Below are 25,772 nucleotides of genomic sequence, written 5' to 3'. Positions count from 1 at the left end.
AAGGAGGGAGTTATGCTGGGATGGGTTATCACCTGCCACGATGAACAGGCGCAGGAAATGCTGGATAAGCTTGAAGCCAGATTTGGCCCGCTGGTGCAGTGCCGGGCGGTAAACTACTGGCGCGGGTTGAGCACCAACATGCTGAGCCGCATGATGTGCGATGCCCTGCATGAAACGGACACCGGCGATGGCGTGATTTTTCTTACCGATAAATCGGGCGCGGCGCCTTACCGCGCAGCCGCGTTGCTGAGCCATAAGCACGCGTGCTGTGAAGTGATCTCGGGTATTAACTTCTCCCTGCTGGCGTTAATGTATCCGCAGCGTGGATCCTTAAGCAGCGCAGAGTTTCGCCAGGCCATCGTGGCGCAGGGCGTTCCGGGCGTCAGCAGCTTGTGGCATCAGCAGCAAAAAAATCCTCCCTTCGTCCTGCTCCACGATTTGTATAAGAATTAAACGTTGGTATTGATGTCTCATTTGTTACAATAGCGGCAGTTTTCCGCACCGATTAAGACACCATGCTACCGCGCATTCTTTTCTTGCTATTGATGCTCATTTCCGGCGTCAGCTCAGCCAGTTTACTCAGTCAGCACACGCTGCCTGCCCAGTACATGCAAACCACCGAAGACGCGGCGATCTGGGCGCAGGTTGGGAACAGCGTGATCAACGTCGGTAACGTCCGCGCCGGGCAGATCCTGGCCGTTGTGCCCGCGGCGGCGGACTACTACGAATTTCGCTTTGGTTTTGGCACGGGTTTTATCGACAAGGGACACCTGGAGCCGGTTCAGGGGAAACAGCGCGTCGAGGACAGCCTCGGGGATCTCAATAAACCCCTCAGCAATCAGAACCTGATTACCTGGAAAGACACGCCGGTGTATAACGCGCCGTCGAGCGGCAGCGCGCCTTTCGGCACGTTAAGCGCCAATCTGCGCTATCCGATACTGAATAAACTGAAGGACCGTCTGAATCAGACCTGGTTCCAGATCCGCATCGGCAATCGTCTGGCGTGGATCAGCAGCCTGGACGCGCAGGAAGATAACGGACTTCCGGTTCTGACCTACCATCATATTCTGCGTGATGAAGAGAACACCCGTTTTCGACATACGTCCACGACCACCAGCGTACGCGCTTTCAACAACCAGATGGCCTGGCTACGCGATCAGGGTTATACCACCCTGACGATGTACCAGCTTGAAGGGTACGTGCGTAACAAAATGAACCTGCCTGCAAAATCGGTGGTGATTACCTTTGACGACGGCCTGAAATCCGTCAGCCGCTATGCCTATCCAGTGCTGAAAGAGTACGGCTTCAAGGCTACCGCGTTTATTATCTCTTCCCGCATAAAAGGCCATCCGCAGAAGTGGGATCCAAAATCGCTGCAGTTTATGAGCGTGCAGGAGATTAAGGGGATTCAGGATGTGTTCGATATTCAGTCTCACACCCATTTCCTGCACCGCGTGGATGGGTATAAACACCCGATTTTACTGAGCCGCAGCTATCACGTGATTTTGTTTGATTTTGAACGCTCGCGTCGCGCGCTGGCGCAGTTTAATCCACGCGTGCTCTATCTTTCCTATCCGTTTGGCGGCTACGACAATAAAGCGATAAAGGCGGCGAATGACGCCGGTTTTCATCTGGCGGTGACGACGGTGAAAGGGAAGGTGAAGCCGGGGGATAATCCGTTCTTACTGAAACGCCTGTACATCTTAAGAACGGATTCGCTGGAGACAATGTCGCGGCTGATCAGCAATCAGCCGCAGGGATAGTGCTTAAGCAACCTGAACCGGAATCGCCTTCGCGGTACGTTTCATGTCGTTGTCGCCTTCAAAGTAGGCAACTTTCGGCTGCCAGCGGCGTGCTTCTTCATCAGACATCATCACGAAGCTGGCGATAATCACAATATCGCCCACGTCCGCGCAGTGCGCTGCCGCGCCGTTAACGGAGATGATTTTAGACCCGCGCTCGGCGGCGATGGCGTAGGTTGAGAAACGTTTGCCGTTGTTAACGTTCCAGATATCAATCGCTTCGTTTTCAAGGATGCCCGCAGCATCAAGGAAATCCTGGTCGATGGCGCAGGAGCCTTCATAGTGCAGGTCGGCCTGGGTGACTTTCACACGGTGAAGCTTACCTTGCAGCATTTTGCGAATCATTACGTTTACCTTTCATCTTCCGGGTAGAGAAACCTACGCCAGTTCAACCACTTTGTTGTCGATTAGGCGGGCCTGACCAAGCCATGCCGCCACCAGAATGACCGCACGTTTGCTGGTCTGTGTAAGCTCCAGAAGCGTGTCGGCATCGCGAATTTGAATATCATCAGCGCGGAAGCCTTTATCGTTCAGCGCCTGTTCAGCCAGAGCAATAATCTCTTCGGCCGTTAACTCTTTCGCCAGCAGCTGTTCTGCCATGGTGTTCATGACCTTGCTTAAGCCCGGCGCGATTTTACGCTGGTCCGCGGTCAGGTAGCCATTTCGCGAGCTGAGCGCCAGACCGTCTTTCGCGCGTACAATCGGTACGCCGACAATCTCGATATCGTAACCCATATCCGCAACCATCTTGCGGATCAGCGCCAGCTGCTGGAAATCTTTCTCACCGAAGCAGGCAACGTCCGGCTGCACCAGGTTGAACAGCTTGCTGACGATGGTCGATACGCCGCGGAAATGACCCGGGCGGCTTGCGCCTTCCAGCATGGTGGAAATGCCCGGTACGTCAACGTAAGTGGCCTCATCGGTACCCTGAGGATAGACATCCGCCGGTGCCGGAGAGAAGACAATATCCGCATGGCGTTTTTTGAGCTTCTCGCAATCTTCCTGCAGGGTGCGCGGATAGCGTGCCAGATCGTCGGCGCGGTCAAACTGCATTGGGTTAACGAAGATACTGACCACCACGATATCTGCACGGGCTCTTGCTTCGTCAACCAGCTTCATATGGCCGTCATGCAGGTTGCCCATGGTCGGGACCAGTGCGATACGTTTACCTTCCTGACGCGCGCGGCGGATATGCTGGCGAAGCAGCGGCAGGGTTTCAATGATTAGCACAACGAGACTCCTTAATGGAAACTGTGTTCTTCACCCGGGTAAACACCGGATTCAACGTCGGCAATATACTGCCTGACCGCAGCGCGCATGTCGCCCGCTTCGGTGAGGAAATTTTTGGCAAACTTCGGAATATGCCCGCCGGTGATGCCAAAGGCGTCGTGCATCACCAGGATCTGGCCGTCGGTCACGTTGCCTGCACCGATACCAATCACCGGAATCGACAGGGCTTCAGTAATACGCTTCGCCAGTTCAACCGGCACGCACTCCAGCACCAGCAGCTGTGCACCTGCGGCTTCCAGCGCCAGAGCATCATCCAGCAGCGTCTGGGCGGCGTCACCGCGGCCCTGCACCTTATATCCACCAAAGATGTTGACGGACTGCGGCGTCAAGCCCAAATGGCCGCACACCGGCACGGCGCGCTCGGTGAGCATCTTCACCGTATCCACCAGCCAGGCGCCGCCTTCAATTTTGACCATGTTAGCGCCAGCACGCATAACCGCTGCCGCGTTTTCGAATGCCTGCTCCGGCGTGGCATAGGCCATAAACGGCAGATCGGAAAGCAGCAGGCAGGCTGGAGCCCCGCGGCGCACCGCACGTGTATGGTAAGCGATATCCTCAACCGTGACCGGCAGGGTGGAATCATGTCCTTGTACCGTCATCCCTAACGAATCTCCGACCAGCATGACGTTGATACCCTCTTCGGCAAAGAGTTTTGCGAAGCTGTAGTCATACGCGGTGATGGTGGCGAAGCGTTTTTTTTCCTGTTTGCATTTCTGCAGTAAGGAGATGGTGGTTGGTTTCATACTGTTTCCTGATAGCCCAAAAGCGAATCTTTGCGCATTCTAACAGTAACATTCGGGGGAACAATGATTTTAGATAACCGATTAGCCACAATTATTTTGAGGTTAATCGGCAGGGGAACCGGATCACCAGCGGGCGGGTCTTTCCGCGTTGAGGTTGTCCAGAATGGTCCTGAGTGGGATGCCATCCGGGAAGATGAGATCGGGGGCGACTTCAAACAGCGGCCAGAGCATAAACCCGCGATTTTTCATGTCGTAATGCGGAACGGTGAGACGTTCAGTGTTAATGGTCTCGTGACCAAACAGCATAATGTCGAGGTCCAGCGTGCGCGGTCCCCAGCGCTCGGCTTTGCGTACGCGACCCTGCTGCAGTTCGATGCGCTGGGTGTTATCCAGCAGCGTTTCGGCATTCAGAGCGGTTTCCAGCACCACGGCGGCATTGAGATAATCAGGCTGATCCTGAGGACCCAGCGGCGGCGTGCGGTAGAAAGAGGAGACCGCCACGATCTTGCTTTGCGGGATCTCCCCCAGCGCCTGTACGGCAGCGTTCACCTGCTCCAGCGGAGAGGCTAAATTGCTGCCGATGGCGATATACGCAATGGTCATGCTGTCCCTTCACGACGCGGCGCGCGTTTGCGCGGACGACGATGGCGGCGACGCGGTTCCGGCTCTTCATCCAGCCCGGTGAGCATGTCTTTTTGCTCCGGCGGTGCTGAGACCTGGAATTCGGCCCACCACTGCGCCAGGCGCTGCAGCTCCTGATTGCGTTCAATTTCAGCACGCAGCGACAGCAGATCGAAGGCGGCGCGGAATTTTGGATGCTCCATCAGCTTCCAGGCGCGTTTGCCCTGACGACGGGACATGCGCAGCTGAAGCTGCCAGATATCGCGCACCAGCGTGGTAATGCGTTTTGGAATGGCGAGCGTACGGCACCCTTCGTCCAGCACGTCGTTTGCGGCCAGCGCGAAGGCATCATAGTAGGCAAGCCCGCTCTCCTGGGTAATTCGTTGGGCCGTTTCGAGCAGCGGATACCAGAACATCGCCGCAAACAGGAACGCCGGATTGACGCGCATGTCGTTGCGAATACGGGTATCGGTATTTTTCAGCACCTGCGCAATCATCCGCTCCATTGGGCTGTCACCGCTTTCGGTGAAGTAGCGGGTAATGGTCGGGAACAGGGGCTGGAACAGGTTGTATTCGCGCAGCAGATTGTAGGTTTCAAAGCCGTGGCCGGCCTGCAGCAGCTTCAGCGCCTCTTCAAACAGGCGAGCAGGCGGCACGTCGTTAATCAGCGTCGCCAGGCGCGGAATCGGCTCTGCCGTTTCCGGGCTGATGCGCATATTGAGCTTGGCGGCGAAACGCACGGCGCGCAGCATACGCACGGGATCTTCGCGATAGCGCGTTTCCGGCGTGCCAATCAAACGGATCAGACCTTCTTTCAGGTCCTGCATGCCGCCGACGTAATCACGCACGGTGAAATCCGCCACGCTGTAATAAAGGCTGTTGATGGTGAAGTCGCGACGCTGGGCATCTTCTTCGATAGAGCCGAAGATATTGTCACGCAGCAGCATGCCGTTCTGGCCGCGCTGTGACGTGGTGCGATCGGATGCGCCGGCTTCGTGGTGGCCGCGGAAGGTCGCCACTTCGATAATTTCCGGCCCAAACATCACGTGAGCCAGACGGAAACGGCGGCCAACGAGACGGCAGTTGCGGAATAATTTGCGCACCTGCTCAGGCGTGGCGCTGGTCGTCACGTCGAAATCTTTTGGTTTTTTGCCCAGCAGTAAATCACGTACTCCACCGCCCACGAGATAGGCCTCGTAGCCCGCTTTATTCAGACGATAGAGCACCTTGAGGGCATTTTCACTGATATCTTTGCGGGAAATAGTGTGCTGCTCACGCGGAATAACCGACATGTGTGGCTGTGCAATAGCATCGTTCGCCATGCTCTCTTCGCGGCTTAGCACTTTACGGCAAAAATTAGCGACTCGGGTAAAAATGGTACACCTCGTAGTGTGTTTTGTTATGAAAAAAGCGGCTAATCATAGCTCAGCGCAACGCATTTGAGAATGCTGGATTTTTGGCACTGCCGCGAGCGTCCAGTTGGCAACGGCCATTTTCAGCAGTTCGTCAATACGTAGATCCTGCCATTCGTTGGTTACATTCTGGTTGAGAAATCGCAGCGCGTCGATCAAAACAGGACGCGGATCGCCGTCTGGCAGGGCCGGGGCGTGGTTCTGCTTTGACAATTTAAAGCCCTGCGCATTGACCGCCAGCGGCAGATGAATGTAGTCCGGTGCCGTCCAGCCAAACTGGTGATACAGCGATATTTGTCGCACGGTCGGTTCGACCAGATCCGCCCCGCGCACAATTTCCGTCACGCCCTGAAAACGATCGTCGACGACCACCGCCAGGTTATAGGCAAACAGGCCGTCACGGCGGTGAATAATAAAATCCTCACGCGCCAGGCGTTCATCGGCATGAACCTCACCGGAGAGTAAATCGGTAAAGCGCGTCACCGGGGAGCGCTGCTTTATACGTACGGCGGCATTTTCCGGGGGAAGATTAAGCATGCGGCAGTGGCCGTCATAGACGCCACCCATGCTCTGGATACGCGCGCGGGTGCAGGTGCAGTTATAGGAAAGTCCCCGATCGCGAAGCCAGGCCAGACGTTCCCGATAGGCATCGTGACGTTTTGACTGCCAGAGCACCTCGTCATCCCAGTGAAGACCGTAATGTTCCAGCTGACGCAGAATCGTCTCTGCAGCACCGGGAACTTCACGCGGGGGGTCAATATCTTCAATACGGACAAGCCATTTTCCCAGGCGGGCGCGAGCCTGCAGGTAGCTGCCGAGCGCGGCAATTAATGAGCCGAAGTGTAATTCACCGGAAGGAGATGGCGCGAAGCGCCCAATATAGTGTGATTCAGACATATCAACAGTAACAAGGCGGGAGAGACTCCCGCCTTTGGAGTGTGTAAACAGCGCTGGTATTAACCGGCCATCTGTTTTTCGCGGATTTCGGCCAGCGTTTTACAGTCGATGCACAGATCGGCGGTTGGACGCGCTTCCAGGCGACGAATACCGATTTCAACACCGCAGGATTCGCAGTAGCCAAAATCTTCGTCTTCGACTTTTTTCAGCGTTTTCTCGATCTTTTTGATCAGTTTGCGTTCGCGGTCACGGTTACGCAGTTCGAGGCTGAACTCTTCTTCCTGAGCGGCACGGTCTACCGGATCCGGGAAGTTAGCAGCTTCATCCTGCATATGAGTAACGGTGCGATCGACTTCATCCCTGAGTTGATTACGCCATGCTTCAAGAATACGCTTGAAGTGCGACAGCTGGGCTTCGTTCATATACTCTTCGCCCGGCTTCTCTTGATACGGCTCCACCCCAGCGATGGCGAGAATACTCAGGGACGATGTTTTACGGTTTTGCCCTTCTTGCATGTTGCTTCTCCTTAACACGCACTATCGATCCCCGTGTTGGGGGAAAAATCAGGTCGCTATAAATAGCAGATGCTTTTCCGTATGGCAATTATCTAAACGTAACACTTGACAAGCCTGTGAGGAAAAGCGTATTTGCGCACGCGGCCAGAACACTTATTCGACAATCGTCTAATCCCTTATAAGACAATGGGAAGAGACGATCTCAGAGTCATATTATCGGCAGAAAGTTCCGCTTTATAAGCGAAAACCTCTACCCCCTGCTTTTGTGCCTCATTCAACAATTGCGCGTATTTAGGATCAATATGGCGGGCAGGGGAGAAACGTTCAATGGCTGAATGCAACACCGCAAACAGCAATACGGCGCGTTTGCCCGCCGCCGCAACACTCATTAGCTCTCGCAGATGCTTCTGGCCACGTAGCGTTACCGCATCCGGGAAGTAGCCATTTTCCTGTTCCGCTAACGTCACTGATTTTACTTCAATATAGCACTCGGGCCTGTCTTCCGCCTGTAACATGAAGTCAATTCTGCTGCCTTCATCGCCATATTTCACTTCACTTTTATGCGTGCCATATCCCACCAGTTCGGGAATGGTGCCAAGGGTCAGCGCTTCCTTAACCAGCTGATTTGCGCGCTGGGTATTGACGCAAATAAATGCCCCGTTTTGCGTTTCGGTCATTTCCCAGGTATGGGCATATTTGCGTTTGCTATTTTCTGATGTGGAATACCAGACTCTGTCACCCGGCGTCGCACACCCCGTCATGGCGCCGGTATTGGGGCAGTGCAGGGTGAGCTGAACCCCTTCGGGGGTAATCACGTCGGCGAGGAAGCGTTTGTAGCGTTGGATAAGCGTGGCGTGCTGCAGGGGAGGACTAAACTTCATCGGAATTCCTTTCGGTGTTGCCCAGCGTCCAGCGCTGTAGCGGCGTATAGCGGGTGCGTCCCTGTGCAAAGACGGATTCGTAAAGCGCGAATGCGTTGACCGGAAAGGCCCAGTGAAAACCCGGCGGCGGGATGGCAACGGCCTGACCGGCATCGCGCAGCAGCGTGATATGTGGATGAAACGGCTGTGGGCTCTGATAACAGCCGCTGCGCGCCGCCTGGGCGCGCAGCATATTCGCCAGCTGCAATAATCCGCGCGGCGGCTGGCGCGTTCCCAGCCACACCACGCGCGAACGCGGCCACTGGCCCGCGTCGTCGAGGTGCAGCGTAAATTCCGGCTGGGCAATACGCCCGGCCATTGCGGCTAACGCCCGCTGTTTTTCGGCACTGACGTCGCCCAAAAAGGCCAGCGTCAGGTGCAGGTTGGCCGCAGCGACAGGGCGGCCTGCTTCCGGCGGAAAGCAATCGGCGCGCCAGCGAACAATTTGACGCTGTATGGTGGTGGGCAATTCAATGGCAAAAAACAGCCGTTTCGACTCAGGCATACGGAGGACTCGGTAATGATATGCGCCGATGCTACAATGTACGCCGACTAATGTTAACCCTCTGGAGCTGTTAGTGTCCTCATTGCCGGTCGCCGTCATTCTTCCTGAGCTTCTCGCTGCCTTACACCATGCCCCGCAGGTTTTGCTGAATGCTCCTACGGGCGCGGGCAAGTCCACCTGGCTGCCGCTGCAGATTCTGAAAGACGGAAACATCAGCGGGAAAATTATCCTGCTGGAGCCGCGCAGGCTGGCCGCGCGCAACGTGGCGCAGCGTCTGGCGGAACTGCTGAATGAAAAACCGGGTGAAACGGTAGGTTACAGGATGCGTGCCGAGACCTGCGTTGGCCCGACCACGCGTCTTGAAGTGGTCACCGAGGGTATTCTCACCCGCATGCTGCAAAACGATCCTGAGCTGACCGGCGTCGGGCTGGTGATCCTCGATGAATTCCACGAGCGCAGCCTGCAGGCGGATCTGGCCCTCGCGCTGTTGCTGGACGTGCAGCAGGGGCTGCGCGACGATCTCCGGCTGCTTATTATGTCGGCCACGCTGGATAACGAGCGGCTACGACAGGCATTACCCGATGCGCCGGTCATCAGCTCAGAAGGGCGGGCGTTTCCGGTTGAACGCCGCTATCAGCCGCTTCCCTCCCATCAGCGTTTAGACGAGGCCGTCGCCATTGCCACCGCTGAGCTGCTGCGCCAGGAGCCCGGTTCCCTGCTGCTGTTTTTGCCCGGCGTGGGCGAAATCCAGCGCGTGCAGGAGCAGCTTTCTACCCGCGTAGGCGGCGACGTGCTGCTTTGCCCGCTCTACGGCGCGTTGTCGCTACAGGATCAGCGTAAAGCCATCCTTCCGGCACCGGCGGGGCAGCGCAAGGTGGTGCTGGCAACCAACATTGCTGAGACCAGTTTGACCATTGAAGGGATTCGCCTGGTGGTGGATAGCGCGCAGGAGAGGGTGGCAAGCTTTGATCCGCGTACCGGGCTGACTAAACTCCTGACGCAGCGCATCAGCCAGGCGTCGATGGTGCAGCGCGCGGGCCGCGCGGGGCGTCTTGAGCCGGGCATATGCCTGCATTTGACCAGCGCGGAACAGGCTGAACGCGCCGCACAGCAAAGCACGCCGGAAATTTTACAAAGCGATTTGTCTGGTCTGGTGATGGATCTGCTCCAGTGGGGCTGCCCGAACCCTGAGCAGCTCACCTGGCTTAATCCTCCTCCTGTCGTAAACCTCACCGCTGCGCGCACCCTGCTGACTCAGCTCGGCGCGCTGGAAGGCGAGCGTCTGACGGCGCGCGGCCAGAAAATGGCGGCGCTGGGCAACGATCCGCGTCTGGCCGCGATGCTGGTGGCCGCGCAAGGGGATGATGAAATTGCCACGGCGGCAAAACTGGCGGCTATTCTTGAGGAGCCGCCTCGCGGTGGCAGCAGCGATCTGGGGCAGGCGTTTTCGCGCAGCCAGGGGAACTGGCAGCAGCGTGCGCAGCAGTTGTGCAAACGCCTGAATAGCCGGGGAGGAGTGCCTGATAGCGATAAGATTGCCTTCCTGCTGGCACAGGCCTTCCCGGACAGGATCGCGCGTCGGCGCGGGCTGGACGGTCGCTACCAGCTGGCAAACGGCATGGGGGCGATGCTGGACAGCGATGATGCGCTGACGCGTCACGAATGGCTGATCGCCCCGCTGCTGCTGCAGGGCAGCCATTCTCCGGATGCGCGTATCCTGCAGGCGATTGCCGTAGAGATTGACGCCCTGACGCGTGCCTGTCCGCAGCTGCTTCAGCAATCTGATACCGTGGAATGGGATGACGCCCAGGGCACGCTGAAGGCCTTTCGTCGCAGCCAGATTGGCAAGCTGACGTTAGGAACGAAGCCGCTGGCGAAGCCGTCGGAAGACGAGCTTCACCAGGCGATGCTGAACGGAATTCGGGAAAAAGGGCTGAGCGCCCTGAACTGGACGCCGGAAGCGGAGCAGTACCGCATTCGTCTGCACTGTGCCGCGAAGTGGCTACCGGAATACGGTTGGCCTGCGGTGGATGACGAGACGCTGCTCGCTACGCTTGAGCGCTGGCTACTGCCGCAAATGAGCGGCGTACACTCTCTGCGAGCCCTTAAGGCGCTTGATGTTAAGACCGCGTTACAGAATTTACTGGACTGGTCATTACGTCAACGTCTGGATAGTGAACTGCCAGGGCATTACACTGTGCCGACCGGAAGCAGGATTGCCATCCGTTATCATGAGGATAATCCGCCGGCGCTGGCGGTTCGGATGCAGGAGATGTTTGGTGAAGCCACCACGCCGTCCATTGCGGAAGGGCGTGTGCCGTTAGTGCTTGAGCTGCTGTCGCCTGCGCATCGTCCATTACAAATCACCCGAGATCTGGGGGCGTTCTGGGCGGGAAGCTACCGTGAAGTGCAGAAAGAGATGAAGGGGCGATATCCCAAACATGTCTGGCCGGACGATCCGGCGAATACGGCGCCGACGCGGCGAACGAAGAAATATTCGTAAAAGGGGAGTGCGGCCTGATGCCCTCACCCCGGCCCTCTCCCATGGGGAGAGGGAGAAAACAAATTTTGAGAGATTTCTTCTTTCACAGGCCTGTGAAAGAAAAGAAAATCTGGCCTTTGCGCCTGAAAGTTGCGGAGAAAAAGCATGGCGGGGAATGACCGCGAGCCAATAGGACGTAAGGGAAAACCAACGCGTCCGGCGAAAGAAAAGGTAAGCCGTCGTCGCCTCAGAGATGAGGACTATGACGATGACTATGAAGACGATTATGAGGATGAAGAACCGATGCCGCGTAATGGAAAAGGCAAAGGGCGTAAGCCTCGGGGCAAACGCGGCTGGTTCTGGCTGCTGCTGAAGCTATTTATTGTTTTTGTCGTGCTGATGGCGATTTACGGCGTGTATCTGGATCAGAAGATCCGCAGCCGTATCGACGGTAAAGTCTGGCAGCTACCTGCGGCAGTGTATGGCCGTATGGTGAACCTTGAGCCAGATATGTCCATCACCAAGAACGAGATGGTCAAACTGCTGGAAGCCACCCAGTATCGTCAGGTGTCTAAAATGACCCGTCCTGGCGAATTTACCGTGCAGTCCAACAGCATTGAGATGATCCGTCGTCCGTTTGATTTCCCGGACAGCAAAGAGGGGCAGGTGCGTGCGCGTCTGACCTTTGACGGCGATCGTCTGGACACCATCGAGAACATGGATAACAACCGTCAGTTCGGTTTCTTCCGCCTCGATCCGCGTCTGATCACCATGCTTTCGTCAGCAAACGGCGAGCAGCGCCTGTTCGTGGCGCGTAACGGCTTCCCGGATCTGCTGGTTGATACCCTGCTGGCAACCGAAGACCGTCACTTCTACGAGCACGATGGCATTAGCCTCTACTCGATTGGTCGTGCGGTGCTGGCTAACCTGACTGCCGGTCGTACCGTGCAGGGAGCGAGTACGCTGACCCAGCAGCTGGTGAAAAACCTGTTCCTCTCCAGCGAACGCTCTTACTGGCGTAAAGCGAACGAAGCCTACATGGCCGTGCTGATGGATGCGCGCTACAGCAAGGATCGTATCCTTGAGCTGTACATGAACGAGGTGTACCTCGGTCAGAGCGGCGATAACGAAATCCGCGGCTTCCCGCTGGCGAGCCTGTACTACTTTGGCCGTCCGGTAGAAGAGCTGAGCCTGGACCAGCAGGCGCTGCTGGTGGGCATGGTGAAAGGGGCGTCCATTTATAACCCGTGGCGTAACCCGAAACTGGCGCTGGAACGTCGTAACCTCGTTCTGCGTCTGCTGCAACAGCAGCAGGTGATTGACCAGGAGCTGTACGACATGCTGAGCGCGCGTCCGCTCGGCGTTCAGCCGCGCGGTGGCGTGATTTCGCCTCAGCCTGCGTTTATGCAGCTGGTGCGTCAGGAGCTGCAAAGCAAGCTCGGTGATAAGGTCAAAGATCTCTCCGGCGTGAAGATCTTCACCACCTTTGACTCCGTGGCGCAGGATGCGGCCGAAAAAGCGGCCGTTGAGGGCATTCCGGCGCTGAAGAAACAGCGTAAGCTGAGCGATCTGGAAACCGCGATGGTGGTGGTTGACCGTAACTCCGGTGAAGTTCGCGCCATGGTGGGCGGGGCCGAGCCGCAGTTTGCAGGCTACAACCGCGCCATGCAGGCGCGTCGCTCAATCGGCTCTCTGGCAAAACCGGCAACCTACCTCACAGCCCTGAGCCAGCCAAATCAGTATCGCCTGAATACCTGGATTGCGGATGCGCCGATCTCCCTGCGCCAGCCTAATGGCCAGGTCTGGTCACCGCAGAACGATGATAAACAGTTCAGCGGCCAGGTCATGCTGGTGGATGCGTTGACCCGTTCCATGAACGTGCCAACGGTGAACCTGGGCATGTCGCTGGGACTGCCGGCGATTGTCGATACCTGGCAAAAACTGGGCGTGTCGAAAGATCAGCTGCACCCGGTGCCGGCGATGATCCTCGGCGCGCTTAACCTGACGCCGATCGAAGTGGCGCAGGCGTTCCAGACCATTGCCAGCGGGGGCAACCGCGCGCCGCTGTCTGCCCTGCGCTCAGTGATTGCCGAAGATGGCTCCGTGCTGTATCAGAGCTTCCCACAGGCGGAGCGTGCCGTTCCTGCTCAGGCCGCCTATATGACGCTGTGGACGATGCAGCAGGTTGTGCAGCGCGGTACCGGCCGTCAGCTGGGCGCGAAGTATCCGGGTCTGCATCTGGCGGGTAAAACCGGGACCACCAACAACAACGTCGATACCTGGTTTGCCGGTATTGATGGCCGTGAAGTGGTGATCACCTGGGTAGGCCGCGACAACAACCAGCCGACCAAGCTGTACGGCGCGAGCGGGGCGATGTCGATTTACCAGCGCTATCTGGCGAATCAGTCTCCTGTGCCGCTGAATCTGGTCGCGCCGGAAGATATCGTTGATATGGGCGTGGACAGCTCCGGTAACTTCGTCTGCGGCGGTGGAATGCGTACGCTGCCTGTCTGGACCGCAAACCCGGACTCGCTGTGCCAGCAAAGCCAGCCAGAACAGCCAACGGGTAACCCGTTCGACCAGTCTTCTCAACCACAGCAGCCGCAGCAGCAACAGCCGCAGCAGCAGAATGAGAAGAAAGACAGCGACGGTGTCGCGGGCTGGATTAAAGACATGTTCGGCGGTAACTAAGCTTTCAAAGCCCTCTTCCCTGGAAGGGGGCTTTTTTTACCCGTAAACCTCATTTCGTTAACCCTCGCTTTAATTCTGATTAACCCTTCGTTTTCTCTTGATGATTTCTTAAACCCTTAATTCTCATAGGGCCGCTTACTGCTTGCTATGCAACCAGCGTTTCGCATATTATTCTGGCGCTCATAATAATAATTCTCGTTTACGTTATCATTCACTTTCACATCAGAGATTCAACATGGCGCTTTCCAATACTGCTCAGCCAAAGAATACGTCGCTGCGTAAGCTCGCGGTCGTCGTCGCCACAGCGGTTGCCGGCATGTCTGCTTATGCTCACGCGGCCGAAACCCCGAAAAAAGAAGAAACCATTACGGTAACCGCAGCACCTGCGGCACAGGAAAGTGCCTGGGGGCCTGCTGCGACCATCGCCGCACGGCAATCCGCGACCGGAACCAAAACGGATACCCCTATTCAAAAGGTTCCGCAGTCGATTTCTGTGGTCACGGCCGAAGAGATGGCGCTGCATCAGCCGCGCTCGGTGAAAGAAGCCCTGAGCTATACGCCGGGCGTTGCGGTAGGCACGCGCGGCGCGTCTAACACCTATGACTATTTGATCATTCGCGGCTTCGCGGCCGATGGTCAGACGCAGAATAACTACCTCGACGGCATGAAAATGCAGGGGAACTTCTATAACGACGCGGTGATTGATCCTTATATGCTGGAGCGCGCCGAGATCATGCGCGGTCCGGTTTCCGTTCTGTACGGCAAAAGCAGCCCGGGCGGCTTGCTGAACATGGTCAGTAAGCGCCCAACAACCGAGCCGCTGAAAGAGATCCAGTTCAAAGTCGGCACGGATAGCCTGTTCCAGACCGGGTTTGACTTTAGCGATGCGATCGACGACGACGGCGTTTACTCTTATCGCTTAACGGGCGTTGCGCGTTCTAATAACGCCCAGCAGGAGCGTGCGGAAGAGCAGCGTTACGCCATCGCGCCATCGTTCTCCTGGCGTCCGGATGATAAAACCACCTTCACGTTCCTCTCCTACTTCCAGAACGAGCCTGAAACGGGCTACTACGGCTGGCTGCCAAAAGAGGGAACGGTTGAGCCGCTGCCGAACGGCGATCGTCTGCCGACGAACTTCAACGAAGGCGCGAAGAACAATACCTATTCCCGTAACCAGAAAATGGTGGGATACAGCTTCGACCACGAGTTCAACGATACCTTTACCGTGCGTCAGAACCTGCGCTTTGCCGAGAACAAAACCTCGCAAAACAGCGTATACGGTTATGGCGTCTGTACCGACCCGGCAAACAGCGGCAACAAACAGTGTGCCGCGCTAGCGCCATCGGACAAAGGCCATTATCTGGCGCGTAAATACGTTGTCGATAACGAAAAGCTGCAGAACTTTACCGTTGATACCCAGCTGCAGAGCAAATTCTCAACCGGCGAGGTGGACCACGTCCTGCTGACCGGCGTTGACTTTATGCGCATGCGAAATGACATCAACTCCTGGTTCGGTTACGACGACTCTGTTCCGCTGCTGGATCTCTACAATCCGGTGAACAGCGATTTTGATTTCGGCTCAAAAGATCCCGCGACCTCCGGTCCATATCAGATCCTCAACCGTCAGAAACAGACGGGGCTGTACGTTCAGGATCAGGCGCAGTGGGATAAAGTGCTGGTAACCCTGGGCGGCCGTTATGACTGGGCCGATCAGGAATCCTACAACCGCGTGACGAACACCACCTCCAAACGTGATGATACCCAGTTCACCTGGCGCGGTGGCGTTAACTATCTGTTTGATAACGGCGTAACTCCGTACTTTAGCTACAGCGAATCGTTTGAACCGGCTTCGCAGACCGATGCCCAGGGCAAGCTGTTCTCGCCGTCTAAAGGCAAACAGTACGAAGCGGGCGTGAAATACGTGCCGAACGATCGTCCGATCGTCGTCACCGGCGCGTTGTACCAGCTGACCAAAACCAACAACCTGATGGCGGACCCGGCGGGCTCCTTCTTCTCGGTTCAGGGCGGTGAAATCCGCGCGCGTGGCGTAGAACTGGAAGCGAAAGCGGCCCTGTCTGCGAGCGTCAACCTGGTGGGGTCTTATACCTACACCGATGCGGAATACACCACGGACACCACCTACAAAGGCAACACGCCTGCTCAGGTGCCAAAACACATGGCATCGTTGTGGGGCGATTACACCCTGTTTGACGGTGCGCTGTCTGGTCTGACGCTGGGTACCGGTGTGCGTTACACAGGCTCAAGCTATGGCGATCCGGCGAACTCCTTCAAGGTGGGCAGCTATACCGTTGTCGATGCGCTGGTCAGATACGATCTGGCACGCGTTGGCATGGCTGGCTCAAACGTGGCGCTGCACGTGAACAACCTGTTCGATCGTGAGTACGTTGCCAGCTGCTTCAATACCTACGGCTGCTTCTGGGGTGCTGAACGTCAGGTTGTTGCCACCGCGACCTTCCGCTTCTAATCTCTCTTCGGGCACGGTTCGCCGTGCCCTTTTTATTTAAGTTGGCTGATATGCAGGATATTCAAACGCAACCCGACACCACCTTTACGCTCAACCATCTCTCCTTTCGCGTACCCGGGCGCACGCTGCTGCATCCGCTCTCTCTGACGTTTCCGGCCGGTAAAGTGACGGGACTGATTGGTCACAACGGTTCCGGTAAATCCACGCTGCTCAAGATGCTGGGGCGCCATCAGCCGCCTTCAGAAGGCGATATTCTGCTGGATGACCAACCGCTGGAGAGCTGGAGCAGTAAAGCCTTTGCCCGCAAAGTGGCCTATCTGCCGCAGCAGCTGCCGCAGGCGGAAGGGATGACGGTGCGTGAGCTGGTGGCGATTGGGCGTTATCCGTGGCACGGTGCGCTTGGGCGCTTCGGCGTCGCCGACAGAGAGAAGGTGGAAGAGGCGATTGCGCTTGTCGGGCTAAAACCGCTGGCACACCGTCTGGTGGATAGCCTGTCCGGCGGCGAACGTCAGCGCGCGTGGATTGCGATGCTGGTGGCGCAGGACAGCCGCTGTCTGCTGCTGGATGAACCGACCTCTGCGCTGGATATCGCCCATCAGGTCGATGTCCTGGCGCTGGTGCATCGCCTGAGCCAGCAGCGTGGCCTGACGGTCATTGCGGTCCTGCACGATATCAACATGGCCGCGCGCTATTGTGACTACCTCGTCGCGCTGCGCGGGGGCGAGATGATTGCCCAGGGGACACCGGCCGAGCTGATGCGCAGCGAAACGCTGGAACATATTTACGGTATTCCGATGGGTATTCTGCCTCACCCGGCCGGGGCTGCACCGGTGAGCTTTGTCTACTGATGCTGAATAACACACGCATTAGCCGCCGTCGCCTGCTGACGGCGATGGCGCTCTCGCCGCTGCTGTTAAAAATGAATACGGCGCGTGCCGCCGCCGTCGATCCGCACCGTATTGTGGCCCTGGAGTGGCTGCCGGTCGAACTGATGATGGCGCTCGGCGTCACGCCCTATGGCGTAGCGGACATTCCTAACTATAACCTCTGGGTGAACGAGCCAAAGCTGCCGGACTCGGTAATCGACGTCGGCCTGCGAACGGAGCCAAACCTTGAGCTGCTCACCCAGATGAAACCCTCGTTCCTGTTCTGGTCAGCGGGCTACGGCCCGTCAGAGGAGACTATGGCGCGCATTGCGCCAGGACGTGGATTTGCTTTCAGCGACGGTAAAAAACCGCTGGCCGTGGCGAAAAACTCGATTAACGAGATGGCGCATTTCCTCAACCGCGAAGCGGAGGCCAAAAAGCATCTCGACGAATTTGATGCCCTGATAGACTCGCTGAAGCCGCGCTTTGCTCACCGGGGCGATCGTCCGCTGCTGATGGTGACGCTGCTGGATGCCCGCCATATGCTGGTCTTCGGTAAAAACTGTCTGTTCCAGGAGGTGCTGGACAGCTTCGGCATTCGCAATGCCTGGGAAGGGGAGATGACCTTCTGGGGCAGTACCGCCGTGGGTATCGATCGTCTGGCGGCGTTTCGCGATGTGGACGTGCTCTGTTTCGACCACGGTAACGAACGCGACATGCAAACCCTGATGGCGACCCCGCTCTGGCAGGCGATGCCGTTTGTACGCGAGAAGCGCTTCCAGCGCGCCCCGGCGGTCTGGTTCTACGGTGCGACGCTGTCGGCCATGCATTTTGCCCGCGTGCTGGATAACGCCCTGGGAGGTAAAGCATGAGTACGCGTATCGCCCGCTTCCCGGCGCTGCTGTTATCCCTGCTTTTTCTGGTTGCGCTGGTATTTACCGGATTCAACCTCTCCGCGGCCTTACCACGCGCGCAGTGGGGGGCCGCTCTGGCCTCGCCGGATATCGACAATATTCAGCAGATGCTGTTCCACTACAGCCTGCTGCCGCGTCTGGCGATCTCCCTTTTGGTCGGGGCCGGCTTAGGGCTGGTGGGCGTGCTGTTCCAACAGGTTTTACGTAACCCGCTGGCAGAGCCAACCACGCTCGGCGTCGCGACCGGCGCGCAGCTTGGGATCACCATCACCACGCTGTGGGCGCTGCCGGGAGCGTTAACCTCGCAGTTTGCGGCACTCGCGGGGGCGTGCGTGGTGGGCGCGCTGGTCTTTGGCGTGGCCTGGGGCAAGCGCCTTTCTCCTGTAACGCTTATTCTGGCCGGGCTGGTGGTGAGCCTGTACTGCGGGGCGATTAACCAGCTGCTGGTGCTGTTCCATCACGATCGGCTGCAAAGCATGTTCCTGTGGAGTACCGGCACGCTCACCCAAACCGACTGGAGCGTTGTCCTGCACCTCTGGCCGCAGCTGGCTGGCGGCGTCGTGCTGACGCTGCTGCTCCTGCGCCCTCTGACGCTCATGGGGCTGGATGATGGCGTGGCGCGTAACCTGGGGCTGGCGCTGTCGCTGGCTCGTCTGGCGGCGCTGACGCTGGCGATTGTATTAAGCGCCCTGCTGGTCAACGCGGTCGGCATCATCGGGTTTATCGGCCTGTTTGCGCCGCTGCTGGCGAAAATGCTCGGGGCGCGTCGCCTGCTGGCGCGTCTGATGCTGGCGCCGCTGATTGGGGCCCTGATCCTCTGGCTTTCCGATCAGCTTGTTCTCTGGCTGGCGCAGGTCTGGAGGGAAGTGTCCACCGGCTCGGTGACCGCGCTTATCGGGGCGCCGCTGCTGCTGTGGCTGCTCCCACGCCTGCGCAGCATGAGCGCACCGGCGATGGACGCCGGCGATAAAGTTTACGCTGAACGTCGGTCGGTGCTGTGGTTTAGCCTTGCCGGTCTGGCTGTGCTGATTATCGCTTCGTTTGCGGCGCTCTCATTTGGACGCGATGCCGTGGGCTGGCACTGGGCGACGGGGGATTTACTCAATGAACTGGTGCAGTGGCGCTGGCCGCGTATCTTCGCTGCGCTGATCGCAGGGGTAATGCTGGCGGTGGCGGGGTGCATTATTCAGCGTCTGACCGGCAACCCGATGGCAAGCCCGGAAGTGCTCGGGATCAGCTCTGGCGCCGCCTTTGGCGTGGTGCTGATGCTGTTCTTTGTGCCGGGGAATGCGTTTGGCTGGCTGATGCCTGCCGGCAGTATCGGTGCGGCAGTCACGCTGATGATTATCCTTATTGCCGCCGGTCGCGGCGGATTTTCACCGCACCGCATGCTGCTGGCCGGGATGGCGCTCAGCACCGCGTTTACCATGCTGCTGATGATGCTGCAGGCCAGCGGCGATCCGCGTATGGCGAAGATCCTGACCTGGATTTCCGGCTCAACCTACAACGCCACCGGCAGCCAGGTGGTCTGGTCCGGGATCGCGATGCTCGTGCTGCTGGCGATGGTGCCGCTGTGCCGCCGCTGGATGACCATTCTGCCGCTCGGCGGCGAAACCGCGCGCGCGGTGGGAATGGCGCTGACGCCAGCGCGCGTGGCCCTGCTGCTGCTGGCGGCGTGCCTGACGGCTGTGGCAACCCTGACGATTGGACCGCTGAGTTTTGTCGGATTAATGGCGCCGCACATTGCCAGAATGATGGGGTTCCGCCGGACGATGCCGCATATTGTGATGTCGGCACTGACGGGCGGGATGATGCTGGTGTTTGCGGACTGGTGCGGAAGAATGGTGCTGTTCCCGTATCAGATCCCGGCGGGTCTATTGTCGACCTTTATCGGTGCGCCGTACTTTATTTATCTGTTGAGAAAGCAGAGCCGGTAATAAAAGTAAACGGCAATCCTTAGATTGCCGTTTTAGTGTTTGCTCCCTCTCCCCGTGGGAGAGGGTTGGGGTGAGGGCATCAAGCCGCACATCTTACAGCTTCGCAAACACCTTGCGCGCCGCGTCGATGGTGTTGTTGATATCTTCTTCGCTGTGCGCCACGGACATAAAGCCCGCTTCGAACGCGGACGGCGCCAGGTATACGCCTTCTTCCAGCATCAGGTGGAAGAAGCGCTTGAAGCGTTCAACGTCGCACTTCACCACGTCCTGATAGCAGGTCACGGTTTTCGCATCGGTGAAGAAAATCCCGAACATGCCGCCCACATGGTTGACCACCAGAGGGATACCGGCCTCTTCTGCGGCTTCCAGCAGACCGTTTGCCAGCTGCGTGGTCAGGTCGGTCAGGGTTTCGTGAATACCCGGCTGTGCCACTTCGGTCAGGCAGGCAAAGCCCGCCGCCATGGCGATGGGGTTACCGGAGAGCGTGCCCGCCTGGTAAACCGGACCGGTTGGCGCCAGGGCTTCCATCACGTCCTTACGACCACCGAAAGCGCCGACCGGCATGCCGCCGCCGATGATTTTGCCGAGGCAGGTCAGGTCCGGCACGACGTCGTAGTAAGACTGGGCACCCGCCAGCGCGACGCGGAAGCCGGTCATGACTTCATCGATGATCAGCAACGCGCCGAACTCATCGCACAGGGCGCGCAGGCCCGGCAGGAAGTCAGGCTGCGGTGGGATGCAGTTCATGTTGCCGGCAACCGGCTCAACGATGATGCAGGCGATCTCCTGCGGATACTGCTCGAACGCCGCGCGAACGGTAGCAAGATCGTTGTAGGTGCAGGTCAGGGTGTGCTTCGCGAAATCTGCCGGTACGCCAGGCGAGTTCGGCTGGCCGAGCGTCAGCGCGCCGGAACCGGCTTTCACCAGCAGGCAGTCCGCATGACCGTGGTAGCAGCCTTCGAACTTGATGATTTTATCGCGACCGGTAAAACCGCGCGCCAGGCGGATGGCGCTCATGGTGGCTTCGGTACCGGAGTTCACCATACGCACCATGTCCATGGTAGGCACCAGCTCGGTCACCAGCTCCGCCATTTTCACTTCCATTTCGGTTGGCGCACCGAAGCTCAGGCCACGCTGGGCGGCTTCAATCACCGCGTTACGAATGGCAGGGTGGTTGTGCCCCAGCACCATCGGTCCCCAGGAACCTACATAATCGATATAGGCTTTGCCATCGACATCATACAGATACGCGCCGTCAGCACGTTCGATAAACAGCGGCGTACCGCCCACGCCGGTGAAGGCGCGCACAGGTGAGTTCACGCCACCCGGAATAAGCTCGCGGGCTGCACTGTAGAGGTTTTCAGACTTGCTCATGGCGTCGTTCCTGGTTCGAATAAAATGGTTAAGCCCACTATTCTATGTGATTCGAGGAAGGTTATGAAATTTTTAGCCGGGCAATGCTTTAAGATTTGTTAAGTAATTTTCAGGAGACGGTGGGGCCGTCTCTGGTAAAATCCTTGCGGCTTTTTGTGTGACAAATAAGAACAGGACATGAAATCAGATTCTCCGTCTTTTGAAGAACAACAGTTTACGCGCGCCCAGCACCGAATCAGCATTCGGCGGCTGCTCAATCGCGATAAAACGCCGCTGGCGATCCTGCTGGCCGCTGCCGTGGTGGGTACTCTCGCGGGCCTGGTTGGCGTAGCGTTTGAAAAAGCGGTTAATGCCGTACTCAACTGGCGAGTGGGCACCGTGGCCGGTTTCGCCGACAGCGAATGGCTGGTCTGGGTGTGGGCATTCGGGCTGTCCGCGCTGTTTGCCATGGTGGGGTATTTTCTGGTGCGTAAATTCGCGCCGGAGGCGGGGGGATCGGGCATCCCGGAAATTGAGGGCGCGCTCGAGGAGCTGCGTCCGGTGCGCTGGTGGCGGGTGATTCCGGTTAAGTTCATCGGCGGCATGGGGACTCTGGGCGCGGGAATGGTGCTTGGACGGGAAGGACCCACGGTACAGCTGGGGGGGAACGTCGGCCGCATGGTGGGCGATCTGTTTCGGATGCGAAGCGCCGAAGCGCGCCATACGCTGCTGGCAACCGGCGCGGCGGCTGGGCTTTCCGCCGCGTTTAACGCGCCGCTGGCGGGCATTTTGTTTATTATTGAAGAGATGCGCGCGCAGTTCCGCTACAACCTGATCTCGATTAAAGCGGTGTTTACCGGCGTCATTATGTCGAGCATCGTGTTTCGCATCTTTAATGGCGAGGGCGCGGTCATTGAGGTGGGTAAACTCACCAACGCGCCGGTCAATACCCTGTGGCTTTACCTGATCCTCGGCATGATTTTTGGCGTGGTGGGGCCGCTGTTTAACACCTTTATCCTGCGCACTCAGGATATGTTCCAGCGCATTCACGGCGGGAACACCACGAAATGGGTGCTGATGGGTGGTCTGCTGGGCGGCATGTGTGGCGTACTCGGGTTTATCGAGCCGAATGCCGCAGGCGGCGGGTTCGGGCTGATTCCCATTGCGGCGGCGGGGAATTTCAGCGTGGGTCTGCTGCTGTTTATGTTTATCTCCCGGGTTATCACGACGGTACTGTGCTTCTCTTCCGGCGCGCCCGGGGGGATTTTTGCCCCGATGCTGGCGCTGGGTACGCTGCTCGGGACCGCATTTGGTATGGCGGCTGAAGTGGGCTTTCCCGCCTATCACCTTGAAGCCGGGACCTTTGCGGTGGCCGGAATGGGGGCGCTGCTGGCCGCGTCCCTGCGTGCGCCCTTGACCGGGATCGTGCTGGTGCTGGAGATGACGGACAATTACCAGCTCATTTTGCCAATGATCATTACCTGCCTCGGCGCGACACTATTAGCCCAGTTCCTGGGTGGAAAACCGTTATACTCCACCATCCTCGCACGTACCCTGGCGAAACAAGAGGCTGAACGGGCCGCCACGCAGAATACTTGAATGAATTACCAGGGTATTAGATAATGAGACAAAGAATTGGGTGAATTTTACCCAATAGCAGTATTCATGGGAGCATAAGATGAGTGATGACGTAGTAGCTGTACCGCTCGAATTTACCGAAGCAGCAGCCAACAAAGTGAAAGTCCTGATTGCCGACGAAGACAATCCGGATCTGAAACTGCGTGTCTATATTACCGGTGGCGGCTGCAGCGGCTTCCAGTATGGTTTTACCTTTGACGATCAGGTTAACGATGGCGATATGACTATCGAGAAACAGGGCGTCGCGCTGGTGGTTGACCCGATGAGCCTGCAATATCTGGTGGGTGGTTCGGTGGATTACACCGAGGGTCTGGAAGGTTCGCGCTTTGTGGTCACTAACCCGAATGCGACAAGCACCTGCGGGTGTGGATCTTCGTTCAGCATCTAAGAGAGTGCGGGCTGATGCCGTTACTCCGTCCCTTTCTCACAGGGATAGGGCGTAAATACTCAAAACGGTAACCTTGCGGTTACCGTTTTGCTTTTACCTGCCATTATCATCCAGCGCAAACGTCGGCAGCTTCAGGTGCCAGCGTATCGCCGCTAAGCGTATCACCAGCGTCACGACCATCCCCAGCATCGCGGCATTTTCCAGCGGGAGGGCAAAGGTGTAGTACGCGGTAGCGTGAACAATCCCGCCCACAATGCAGGCCGTTGCGTAAATTTCAGTACGCAGGATCATCGGCACTTCACGCGCCAGAATGTCGCGAATGATCCCACCGCCCACGCCGGTTAATACGCCCATGCAGATCGCCACCATCGGACCGGTACCCGCATTAAACGCCTTGTTGACGCCAATACCGACAAACACGGCCAGACCCACGGCATCCAGTACCGGCAATATCCACTTGGGTAAGCGGCGGGGCTGGCGAACCAGCACAATGGTTAACAGGCAGGTGACCATCGCGACCACCAGATCGGTAGGATCTTTCACCCAAAAAACCGGGCCATTCGCCAGCGCCATATCGCGGATAGTCCCGCCGCCGACGGCGGTCACGACGCCCAGCACCAGCACGCCAAACGGATCCATGCGTAGTTTTCCGGCGAGCAGAACGCCGGAGATAGCAAAAACGGCTGTGCCAAGAATATCCAGCCAATAAACGAGCATCGTTAAATCCTCGAAAAGGGTCTTATGTTAGTGACTCTCTGCCAGCGCGGCACAGAGCTGTTTTGCGGCGAGGATAATACGCGGGCTGGCGCGTTCAAACCAGTCGCTGTTGAGCGGGATCACCGGAATTTTTAGCTGCCTTTGCCAGAATTGTTCAATTTTAGGAATCTCGCTCGCATTTCCGACCACGACGATGGCCTGCGGCTGGCGCGCCAGAACCTGCTCGCGGCTCACCTGCGGCCAGGGTACCCGGCTGGCAGCAAAGATGTTTTCACCGCTGCAGACTTCCAGCACCTGGTTCTGAATCGACCCTTTTCCGGTGGTAAACAGCGGCTGGCTGCCAAACTGCAGGAAGATGCGCTTTTTAACAGGGGTATCGTATCGGGATTTCAGCGCGGCATAATCGCTCAGCATCTGTTTCGCCGCAGCCTCGGCTTTTTTGGGCGTAGGGCTATAGGGGGCCAGGGCGCGTAGCGCCTGAGCGACCTGCTCAATGCTGACGGCGTCAATCCACATGACCTTTATGCCAAGCGAGGTGAGCTGGTTGACCTGCCGCTCGGCGTTGCCGCCGCGCCAGGCCAGCACGAGATCCGGTTTAAGCGCCACGATGCGCTCAAGGTTCATCCCCTGCCAGGTTGCCACCTGTTCAATACCCGCGGCCTGCGGTGGGTAATCCGAAAAGCTACTCACGCCAACGGGCGTGATCCCGGCGGCAAACGCCAGTTCAGTATTTGCGGGAGAGAGGGTAATCACGCGCGGTAACGCATAGAGCCACAGCGGTGCGAGAAGAAGCAGGGCGGCCAGCGCCCTGACGGTATGTTTAGCCACGTGCCAGATTCTGCACTAGGCGCTCCACCATCACGGTGGACTGTTTTGCCGCAACGGTCAGGAACTCGTCGAAGCTGATGTGGGACTGCTGGTCTGCCACGTCAGAGATGGCGCGAACCACCACGAAGGGTACGCTGAAGTTATGGCAAACATGAGCGATCGCGGTCGCTTCCATCTCAACGGCAACCGCCTGAGGGAAGTTATGACGAATTTTCGCCAGCCCAACGGAGCCGTTGATGAAGGCATCACCGCTGACAATCAGACCGCGTACCGCGTTGAGGTTGAGTTCTGCGATGCAGGTCTCTGCCGCCGCAATCAGCTTGTCGTCAGCTTTAAAACCAGCAGGGCAGCCCGGGAGCTGTCCGTACTCGTAACCGAACGCGGTGACGTCGGCATCGTGGTAACGCGCTTCGTCGGAGACAACGATATCGCCCACTTTCAGCGTCGGCGCCAGGCCGCCCGCAGAGCCGGTATTCACGATCACGTCCGGCTTGCAGCGCTCAAGCAGCAGGGTTGCACCCAGCGCAGCAGCCACTTTACCGATGCCTGATTTCAGCAGAGCCACGTCAACACCGTTCAGCTGGCCGGTGTAGATCTCACAACCTCCCAGAGAGAGGGTCTGACGGTTCTCAATTTTGTCACGCAGCAGCGTAACTTCTTCTTCCATTGCACCAATAATGCCGATTTTCATAGATTTACTCGCGATGTGCCTTGTTAAGATGCATAGTCTATCATGCGGTTAAGGGGAAACGCATTCTCACGCGGGGG

General features: G+C 57.8%; 23 protein-coding genes. 10 read left to right on the top strand and 13 right to left on the bottom strand.

Features of this window, described 5'->3' with window-relative positions:
- Window positions 1–12 precede the first annotated feature (12 nt).
- Window positions 13–453 carry a PTS sugar transporter subunit IIA gene (locus tag AC1VYI_RS20735; protein ID WP_033144654.1) on the top strand — a complete coding sequence of 147 codons (441 nt, stop codon included), beginning with the start codon at window positions 13–15 and terminating at the stop codon, window positions 451–453.
- Window positions 454–515: 62 nt separating this feature from the next.
- The gene (locus AC1VYI_RS20730; protein ID WP_045355167.1) at window positions 516–1,763 is read left to right on the top strand and encodes a polysaccharide deacetylase family protein; all 1,248 of its coding nucleotides are present in this window, start codon (window positions 516–518) and stop codon (window positions 1,761–1,763) included.
- A 3-nt stretch (window positions 1,764–1,766) separates the two neighbouring features.
- Here AC1VYI_RS20730 and panD read toward each other — a convergent pair whose 3' ends face one another.
- The 9 genes from panD to thpR all read right to left on the bottom strand — a co-directional run bounded on the left by panD (window position 1,767) and on the right by thpR (window position 8,705).
- A complete protein-coding gene (gene panD / locus AC1VYI_RS20725; protein WP_006810068.1) occupies window positions 1,767–2,147 on the bottom strand; it encodes an aspartate 1-decarboxylase in 381 nt (126 codons plus the stop codon).
- Window positions 2,148–2,180: 33 nt separating this feature from the next.
- Window positions 2,181–3,032: a pantoate--beta-alanine ligase gene (panC, locus tag AC1VYI_RS20720; RefSeq protein ID WP_023310431.1), complete on the bottom strand. Its 852-nt coding sequence runs from the start codon at window positions 3,030–3,032 to the stop codon at window positions 2,181–2,183.
- Between the two features lie 11 nt (window positions 3,033–3,043).
- A complete protein-coding gene (panB, locus tag AC1VYI_RS20715) occupies window positions 3,044–3,835 on the bottom strand; it encodes a 3-methyl-2-oxobutanoate hydroxymethyltransferase (protein WP_023310432.1) in 792 nt (263 codons plus the stop codon).
- A gap of 123 nt (window positions 3,836–3,958) precedes the next feature.
- On the bottom strand, window positions 3,959–4,438 hold the full coding sequence (gene folK, locus AC1VYI_RS20710) for a 2-amino-4-hydroxy-6-hydroxymethyldihydropteridine diphosphokinase (RefSeq protein ID WP_134866793.1): 480 nt from the start codon (window positions 4,436–4,438) through the stop codon (window positions 3,959–3,961).
- Window positions 4,435–5,832: a polynucleotide adenylyltransferase PcnB gene (gene pcnB, locus AC1VYI_RS20705; RefSeq protein ID WP_072162357.1), complete on the bottom strand. Its 1,398-nt coding sequence runs from the start codon at window positions 5,830–5,832 to the stop codon at window positions 4,435–4,437. Before pcnB ends, folK begins: the two co-directional genes overlap by 4 nt.
- Before the next feature lie 42 nt (window positions 5,833–5,874).
- A complete protein-coding gene (gene gluQRS, locus AC1VYI_RS20700) occupies window positions 5,875–6,765 on the bottom strand; it encodes a tRNA glutamyl-Q(34) synthetase GluQRS (RefSeq protein WP_134866792.1) in 891 nt (296 codons plus the stop codon).
- A gap of 59 nt (window positions 6,766–6,824) precedes the next feature.
- The gene (dksA, locus tag AC1VYI_RS20695; protein WP_001155232.1) at window positions 6,825–7,280 is read right to left on the bottom strand and encodes an RNA polymerase-binding protein DksA; all 456 of its coding nucleotides are present in this window, start codon (window positions 7,278–7,280) and stop codon (window positions 6,825–6,827) included.
- 176 nt (window positions 7,281–7,456) lie between these two features.
- Window positions 7,457–8,161, bottom strand: coding sequence for a DNA/RNA nuclease SfsA (gene sfsA, locus AC1VYI_RS20690; RefSeq protein ID WP_023310436.1), 705 nt, complete (start codon window positions 8,159–8,161; stop codon window positions 7,457–7,459).
- Entirely contained in the window at window positions 8,151–8,705 is a 555-nt protein-coding gene (gene thpR / locus AC1VYI_RS20685) for an RNA 2',3'-cyclic phosphodiesterase (protein WP_023310437.1), read from the bottom strand. The genes sfsA and thpR overlap by 11 nt, the downstream gene beginning before the upstream one ends.
- Window positions 8,706–8,778: 73 nt before the next feature.
- On the opposite strand from thpR, the gene hrpB reads away from it, so the two are divergent.
- From hrpB to fhuB, 6 genes are all read left to right on the top strand, one after another.
- Window positions 8,779–11,208: an ATP-dependent helicase HrpB gene (gene hrpB, locus AC1VYI_RS20680; RefSeq protein ID WP_226483429.1), complete on the top strand. Its 2,430-nt coding sequence runs from the start codon at window positions 8,779–8,781 to the stop codon at window positions 11,206–11,208.
- A 144-nt stretch (window positions 11,209–11,352) separates the two neighbouring features.
- The gene (mrcB, locus tag AC1VYI_RS20675; protein ID WP_023310439.1) at window positions 11,353–13,878 is read left to right on the top strand and encodes a bifunctional glycosyl transferase/transpeptidase; all 2,526 of its coding nucleotides are present in this window, start codon (window positions 11,353–11,355) and stop codon (window positions 13,876–13,878) included.
- A 235-nt stretch (window positions 13,879–14,113) separates the two neighbouring features.
- On the top strand, window positions 14,114–16,363 hold the full coding sequence (fhuA, locus tag AC1VYI_RS20670) for a ferrichrome porin FhuA (protein WP_226483430.1): 2,250 nt from the start codon (window positions 14,114–14,116) through the stop codon (window positions 16,361–16,363).
- A 50-nt stretch (window positions 16,364–16,413) separates the two neighbouring features.
- Window positions 16,414–17,211 (top strand): Fe3+-hydroxamate ABC transporter ATP-binding protein FhuC, encoded by a 798-nt coding sequence (fhuC, locus tag AC1VYI_RS20665; RefSeq protein ID WP_033144663.1) that lies wholly within the window; start codon window positions 16,414–16,416, stop codon window positions 17,209–17,211.
- Window positions 17,211–18,101 carry a Fe(3+)-hydroxamate ABC transporter substrate-binding protein FhuD gene (gene fhuD / locus AC1VYI_RS20660; RefSeq protein ID WP_033144664.1) on the top strand — a complete coding sequence of 297 codons (891 nt, stop codon included), beginning with the start codon at window positions 17,211–17,213 and terminating at the stop codon, window positions 18,099–18,101. The genes fhuC and fhuD overlap by 1 nt, the downstream gene beginning before the upstream one ends.
- Complete coding sequence (fhuB, locus tag AC1VYI_RS20655) at window positions 18,098–20,080, top strand: Fe(3+)-hydroxamate ABC transporter permease FhuB (protein WP_134866791.1); 1,983 nt, start codon at window positions 18,098–18,100, stop codon at window positions 20,078–20,080. Before fhuD ends, fhuB begins: the two co-directional genes overlap by 4 nt.
- A 93-nt stretch (window positions 20,081–20,173) precedes the next feature.
- On the opposite strand, the gene hemL is transcribed toward fhuB, so the two are convergent.
- Window positions 20,174–21,454 carry a glutamate-1-semialdehyde 2,1-aminomutase gene (gene hemL / locus AC1VYI_RS20650; RefSeq protein ID WP_023310444.1) on the bottom strand — a complete coding sequence of 427 codons (1,281 nt, stop codon included), beginning with the start codon at window positions 21,452–21,454 and terminating at the stop codon, window positions 20,174–20,176.
- Between the two features lie 177 nt (window positions 21,455–21,631).
- Between hemL and clcA the strand changes: the two genes are divergently transcribed.
- Together clcA and erpA are read left to right on the top strand one after the other, a co-directional pair.
- On the top strand, window positions 21,632–23,032 hold the full coding sequence (gene clcA, locus AC1VYI_RS20645; RefSeq protein WP_023310445.1) for a H(+)/Cl(-) exchange transporter ClcA: 1,401 nt from the start codon (window positions 21,632–21,634) through the stop codon (window positions 23,030–23,032).
- A gap of 79 nt (window positions 23,033–23,111) precedes the next feature.
- Window positions 23,112–23,459: an iron-sulfur cluster insertion protein ErpA gene (gene erpA / locus AC1VYI_RS20640; protein WP_023310446.1), complete on the top strand. Its 348-nt coding sequence runs from the start codon at window positions 23,112–23,114 to the stop codon at window positions 23,457–23,459.
- A 93-nt stretch (window positions 23,460–23,552) separates the two neighbouring features.
- Here erpA and AC1VYI_RS20635 read toward each other — a convergent pair whose 3' ends face one another.
- From AC1VYI_RS20635 to mtnN, 3 genes are read right to left on the bottom strand one after another with little or no spacing between them, the layout of a single operon-like run.
- The gene (locus AC1VYI_RS20635) at window positions 23,553–24,176 is read right to left on the bottom strand and encodes a TRIC cation channel family protein (protein WP_023310447.1); all 624 of its coding nucleotides are present in this window, start codon (window positions 24,174–24,176) and stop codon (window positions 23,553–23,555) included.
- Between the two features lie 27 nt (window positions 24,177–24,203).
- Window positions 24,204–25,004, bottom strand: coding sequence for a vitamin B12 ABC transporter substrate-binding protein BtuF (gene btuF, locus AC1VYI_RS20630; RefSeq protein WP_134866790.1), 801 nt, complete (start codon window positions 25,002–25,004; stop codon window positions 24,204–24,206).
- On the bottom strand, window positions 24,997–25,695 hold the full coding sequence (mtnN, locus tag AC1VYI_RS20625) for a 5'-methylthioadenosine/S-adenosylhomocysteine nucleosidase (RefSeq protein ID WP_014882620.1): 699 nt from the start codon (window positions 25,693–25,695) through the stop codon (window positions 24,997–24,999). Before mtnN ends, btuF begins: the two co-directional genes overlap by 8 nt.
- Between the last annotated feature and the right edge of the window lie 77 nt (window positions 25,696–25,772).

The sequence above is a fragment of the Enterobacter sp. QK-SA4 genome (assembly GCF_056856775.1).
This window is presented reverse-complemented; position numbering and strand designations above follow the sequence as displayed.